This is a genomic window from Pseudomonas rossensis, from assembly GCF_039888995.1.
GTDB lineage: Bacteria > Pseudomonadota > Gammaproteobacteria > Pseudomonadales > Pseudomonadaceae > Aquipseudomonas > Aquipseudomonas rossensis.
In genome coordinates, this window is the sequence record NZ_JBBWCB010000231.1 from 1 (window position 1) to 5180 (window position 5180).

5 protein-coding genes and 1 pseudogene are annotated in these 5180 nt (G+C 58.7%); 2 read left to right on the top strand and 4 right to left on the bottom strand.

The window, feature by feature from the left end:
* Nucleotides 1–159: 159 nt before the first annotated feature.
* Together WLY71_RS31520 and WLY71_RS29550 are read right to left on the bottom strand one after the other, a co-directional pair.
* A pseudogene (locus WLY71_RS31520) lies at nucleotides 160–1065 on the bottom strand (DUF2855 family protein); the annotation flags it as partial.
* A 417-nt stretch (nucleotides 1066–1482) separates the two neighbouring features.
* Nucleotides 1483–2043 carry an NADPH-dependent FMN reductase gene (locus tag WLY71_RS29550; protein ID WP_347806392.1) on the bottom strand — a complete coding sequence of 187 codons (561 nt, stop codon included), beginning with the start codon at nucleotides 2041–2043 and terminating at the stop codon, nucleotides 1483–1485.
* A gap of 176 nt (nucleotides 2044–2219) precedes the next feature.
* Here WLY71_RS29550 and WLY71_RS29555 point away from each other — a divergent pair, with 176 nt between their 5' ends.
* Together WLY71_RS29555 and WLY71_RS29560 are read left to right on the top strand one after the other, a co-directional pair.
* Nucleotides 2220–2480, top strand: a complete 261-nt coding sequence (locus WLY71_RS29555) for a hypothetical protein (RefSeq protein ID WP_074876303.1) — start codon at nucleotides 2220–2222, stop codon at nucleotides 2478–2480.
* Between the two features lie 88 nt (nucleotides 2481–2568).
* The gene (locus WLY71_RS29560) at nucleotides 2569–3462 is read left to right on the top strand and encodes a LysR family transcriptional regulator (RefSeq protein WP_347806393.1); all 894 of its coding nucleotides are present in this window, start codon (nucleotides 2569–2571) and stop codon (nucleotides 3460–3462) included.
* On the opposite strand, the gene WLY71_RS29565 is transcribed toward WLY71_RS29560, so the two are convergent.
* Together WLY71_RS29565 and WLY71_RS29570 are read right to left on the bottom strand one after the other, a co-directional pair.
* Nucleotides 3428–4042, bottom strand: coding sequence for a GNAT family N-acetyltransferase (locus WLY71_RS29565; protein WP_347806394.1), 615 nt, complete (start codon nucleotides 4040–4042; stop codon nucleotides 3428–3430). The two genes, WLY71_RS29560 and WLY71_RS29565, sit on opposite strands and share 35 nt — an antisense overlap.
* Before the next feature lie 14 nt (nucleotides 4043–4056).
* Nucleotides 4057–5180, bottom strand: a 1124-nt coding sequence (locus WLY71_RS29570; protein WP_489685680.1) for an Orn/Lys/Arg family decarboxylase, incomplete at its 5' end; no start/stop codon positions are given.

Sequence of the window (5180 nt, forward strand, 5' to 3'; positions counted from 1 at the left end):
ATGTAGCAGCTACCGAGCCCGCGAGGCTGCGTTCGGCGACGCAGTCGTCGTGAAATCAGGCACTGCGGTGTCCCAGGAATACCGCGTTCGCAGGGTTTACGACGACTGCGTCGCCGAACGCAGCCTCGCGGGCTCGGCAGCTGCTACGACAGATCGGTGCTATAGCCGAATCACATGCCCCTCCACCGGCGCGATCTGTCCATGAAACAGCCGGGCAATCACGCTCTGCGCGGCTTCATAGCCTTTGCTCTCGACCACTTCCAGCAATGGTTTATCAGCCGGTAGAAACGCTGCAAACCCTCTCCAATATGCTGACTGACCCCTTCCGGCCCCCACTCGGTATTGCGCTTGCGGATCTGGATCGGCGCAAAAAATAACACCGGCTGCGGCCCCTCAATAGCCGTCAATCGAGCCTCATTGGTGCTTTGCGCAGAACCGGCGAAGCAGCTGTAAACCAACTGCCCGGCAAAATGCTGGTGGACCTGATCACGTAAATCCAGGTCGCCGGAAAAGTCCACATACAACGTAGGACAGTCATTGGCCAGGCTCGTCAAGGTCAGGATGATTTTCCAGGCAGACCGCCGTGCCAAACGCGGTTTTGCTCGAAGCGCTGGAGAACACCAGCCGGGTGGCGCCAAAGAACTGCTTGTCCTGAAGGAAATCCGCCAGCATCAACGAGGTCAGGAACAGTGGCTTGAGCAAAATCTGCAGGTTTTCGGTTTCTGGGCTGTAGTACGAATCCCAACTGCAACGGGTGTATTGATTGTAAGCCGACGTCAGTGCCTGCCGATGCTCGGCGGAGTCATAGAACCCACGTTCAGTCACCCGCTCCGGGCCCATCCACAGATGGCTGGCAATCGGGAAATACCCGTAGAAGCGTTCCCCGACTTTGATACCGGCCACATCAGACGCCACGACATCGGCAAAACCCCACGCAGGGATGTGACCCCATTCCGTCAACCCTGTAGGAAAGAATCCCCAGTAGTTCATCGAATCGCCATACGCGGCATACGTAATGTTGTTGGTGGTCAACGCGCACCGGTTGATCTTGAAAATCACCTCGCCGAGTCAGGCCCGGGCGATTTTCACCGTAGAGGCGATTTACGTAGCGTTTGTTCGGATTTGGCAACGCGGCGGCTGGTCGGGGTTGACCACATCACCGGCGGGTATTCCAGGAGCTGTCGCAGAAATGGCGTGAAGCCTTCGCTTCCTGCGAGGACTTGCCCGTTCAACCGCCACCCGCAACCATTGATGCCTGGGTGATCATGGCCTGGAGTGGCCGTCGTTACTGCATCACCGCACAACCGGCGGCGGAGCAAACCGCCGCTTGACGGTCGGAAATGGAAGCGATGATCTGTAGTCGACTGGCCAGCACCCTGTAACCCCAAGGAGCAAAGCTTGCTCGCGATGGCGGCGTGTCAGTCAAATCAATGCCAACTGAAACACTGCCGTCGCGAGCAAGCTTTGCTCCTTGGGGACTTGTCACATCTTCTTGTGTTGTTCGACCCACTGCCCGTAAGCATTGATGAACTTTTGCAGGAAGGGTTTGAGCGACTCGGACAGGTTACCCGCCTCGTCAAACGCTGAACCGGCGCCGCTCAAATAAGCTTCCGGTTGCTGCATGCACGGCACATCCAGAAACACCATCGACTGGCGCAGGTGGTGATTGGCGCCAAAACCGCCGATAGCGCCCGGCGAGGCACTGATCACGGCACCAGGCTTGCCGCTCCAGGCACTTTTTCCATAGGGACGCGAACCCACATCGATCGCATTCTTCATCGGCGCCGGCACCGAACGGTTGTATTCGGGGGTCACGAACAGCACCGCGTCGGATGAGCTCACTTGTTGCCGGAAAGTGCTGTAGGCTGCCGGCGGTGAAGCACCATCGATGTCTTCGTTGTAGAGCGGCAGATCGCCGATTTCGACGATAACCAGTTTGAGATTGGCAGGCGCCAGCTCGGCCAGGGCCAGCGCCACCTTGCGATTGATCGATTCCTTTCTCAAGCTGCCGACCAGTACAGCGATCGTATAGACGTTGCTCATGGAAGATTCTCGACTGTCCGATGGAAAGAGCTTGTAGTTATAGATGACGATTCAACCAGTGGGCGACTGAAAAACGCCGCCCCTGACTATTTTTTTCCTGTAGGAAAACTTACCTCGCCCAACCACGGTCTACAGAGCCGCAAATTGAGTGATTTATCCCCAGAGGTTCTAAGCAGATGGCAGCAGTACTCGTCGGTCAGTTCCATGCAAGAGACGCGGAAGGCCGCGTTTATTCCGTGCATGAGTTCCAGGAATCCACCCCGTCGGCAGACGGTCTCACTGGCTCGGTGCCTGTCACCACTTATAAGCTGGCCATTGGCGACCGCGTGCGGAAACTCGATGACAACCAGTTTTTGCTGGTGCAGTCGGACGTGACCATCGTGCGCGAACCCGACACCTATGTTGGCAACCTGCCGGAAACCAACGTCGCTTCATAACCCCGTGTTATGAGCAGAAGTCATATGCGCGCACTTGAGTTAGGATTCAGCCACTGACTCCCTCACCTGCTGAACATGGACTTCACGCATGCGTTTACGTCATATCGAAGTGATACAGGCGCTCCTGCAGACCGGTCACCTGGGCACCGCCGCCGAATGGCTGCAGTTGCCTGTGGCCGAAGTCGAAGGGATTCTGCGCGACGCCGAGGATCAGTTGGGTTTCATGCTGTTTTCCAGCGTGCGTGGACGCCTGCAGGCCACGCGCGAGGCGCGGGAGTTGCAGGTCCAGATCGCCCACGTCTACGAAGCGCTGGAGCCGGTTCAGCGGCTGGCCAACAGCCTCAAGCAATATCAGGCTCCGCCCTTGCGGATCGTCTGCACGCCGCCCCTGGCGCAGCAGCTATTGCCACAGAGCATTGCCGCCCTGCGCCGACGCCTTCCTGACGCGCCTTGCACCCTTCTGAGTCAACCTACCCGCGAGATCGTCAGAAACCTGCTGCTGCGTGAAAGCGATCTGGGCCTGAGCCTGCATGACCCCGATCACGCCGACATTCATTGCCACGTGATCGCCCAAGGCAAACTTCAGCTGCTGGCACCCCACGGCTGGTTGCAACCTAAACAAAAGTACATCTCACTGCAGGACCTGGCCGGCCAATCGATGGTGGGCCTGGAAGGTCATGATCCCCTGAGTCCGGCGCTGGAAAACAAGCTGCATGCCCTGCGCCCTGCCCCGGTCATTCATACCCGGGTACAGACTCATCAGATGATGCGCAGCATGGTCGAGGCCGGTGAAGGTCTGGCCATCGTCGACCCTTTCACCGCCCTCGGGGCCAAATCGGCCGGGCTGGATGCCTGCCCGCTGGCGCCGGCCGTGCCGATCAGCCTGTATGCCTTGACCCTCAAGAACGGCGAGCCATCACCGGCGATTCAGGCACTGCTGGGCATCATCACGGAACAAGCCGTGGCGATGTTGGCGAACTAACCGGGGTTTCCAGTGGGTTATCGAACAATCGATACCAGAACAGCGCCACTTCGGCGGTGTTCGGATCGATCCCGCGATAACGCAAATGATCGATTCCGCCCAAGACATAACCGCGGCGCTCATAGAGCCGGCAGCCCCCCAGGTTGTTGTTCTGGGTTTCAAGCATGATGCCCGGCAGTTTCTTTTTTCGGCTCCAGAACTGCGCCACATCCAGCAACGCCTTGGCCACGCCATGACGACGCGCCGGCGCATGCACCGCCAACTCGTCGATATGGGCAAAGCCGTTCCAGTTGGTGCTGACCACCAGGTGACCCACGGGTTCATCATCGAGATAAGCCATGAAAATCGCGCTGTCAGCGGCATCGCGGAAACTGCTGAACTCTTCGGGATCAATGCCGTAGCACTTACGATAGGGCGTGATCGGCGTCACCGGCCACTGCTCCACCGGTTTTCCGATTTCGGCGGCACCGTAGGCCGCGACTTCAAAACTGAAATCACTGCCCCAGATGTAGGCTGCAAAACCATCGTCGGCAACGCGCACCGACAGCCCTGGGTATTTCGGATTCATGATCGGTTGCATACTGGGAAAGGTCCTCATTCCTTGATGCAATCAACGGTGTAATGCCGTCCATTGCCCTCGTCTTCGTGTTGCAATCCGTGCACATCAGCGACAAACCCCGGGAAGCTGCTATCGAACGTGCGGGCAAACGCCAGGTAATCGATGATCGAGCGCGTCGACTCGGTAAAGCGCTCGCCGGGCATGATCAACGGAATCCCCGGTGGGTACGGCACCAGCATCACCGCGGCGATCCGCCCATCCAGAGCATCGATCGACACCGCTTCAACCTCGCCACGCACTAATTGATCATAAGCGTCAGACGGCTTCATGGCGATTTCCGGCAGCACTGTGTACATGCGCTTCAGGTGTTTGGCCGTGGCATTGCTGCGATAGCAGGCGTGCAGTTGATCGCACAGATCGCGCAACCCCATGCCCCGATAGCGCGTGACATTCTCTTGCGCCACGCACGGTAGGCACGTCGCGAGGCTGACATTGGCATCGTAGCTGCGCTTGAACTCCAGCAACTCGGTCAGCAGCGTGCTCCATTTACCCTTGGTGATACCCATGGAGAACAGTACCAGGAACGAATACAGCCCGGTCTTTTCAACGACCAACCCACGTTCCCAAAGGAATTTGCTGACCACCGCCGCCGGAATCCCGCGCTGGCTGAGGGCGCCGCCAGCCGTCAGGCCCGGCATCACCAACGTGACCTTGATCGGATCAAGCAGCACGTAGTCGTCGGTCACGCCGCCAAAGCCGTGCCAGTCGGCGTCGGGTTGCAGCAGCCAGTCATCGGTGACCACACGGTTGATGCCCTCCACCGACGGCGGTTGCCAGATGGAAAACCACCAATCGTCAGCGGCGATGTGCTGGCGCAAATTGGCCAGCGCCCGGCGGAAACTCAGCGCCTCGTCGAACATTTCCTGCAACAGCGATCGCCCGGCCGGGCCTTCCATCATGGCCGAAGCCACATCCAGCGAAGCGATGATGCTGTACTGCGGCGAGGTAGAGATGTGCATCATGAACGCTTCATTGAAGCGATCCCGATCCAGCTGCCGCGCGCCGCCGTCCTGGACGTGAATCATCGATGCCTGGCTGAACGCCGCCAGCAGTTTGTGGGTGGAATGGGTGGTGAACACCAGCGGGCCATCGTCACTGC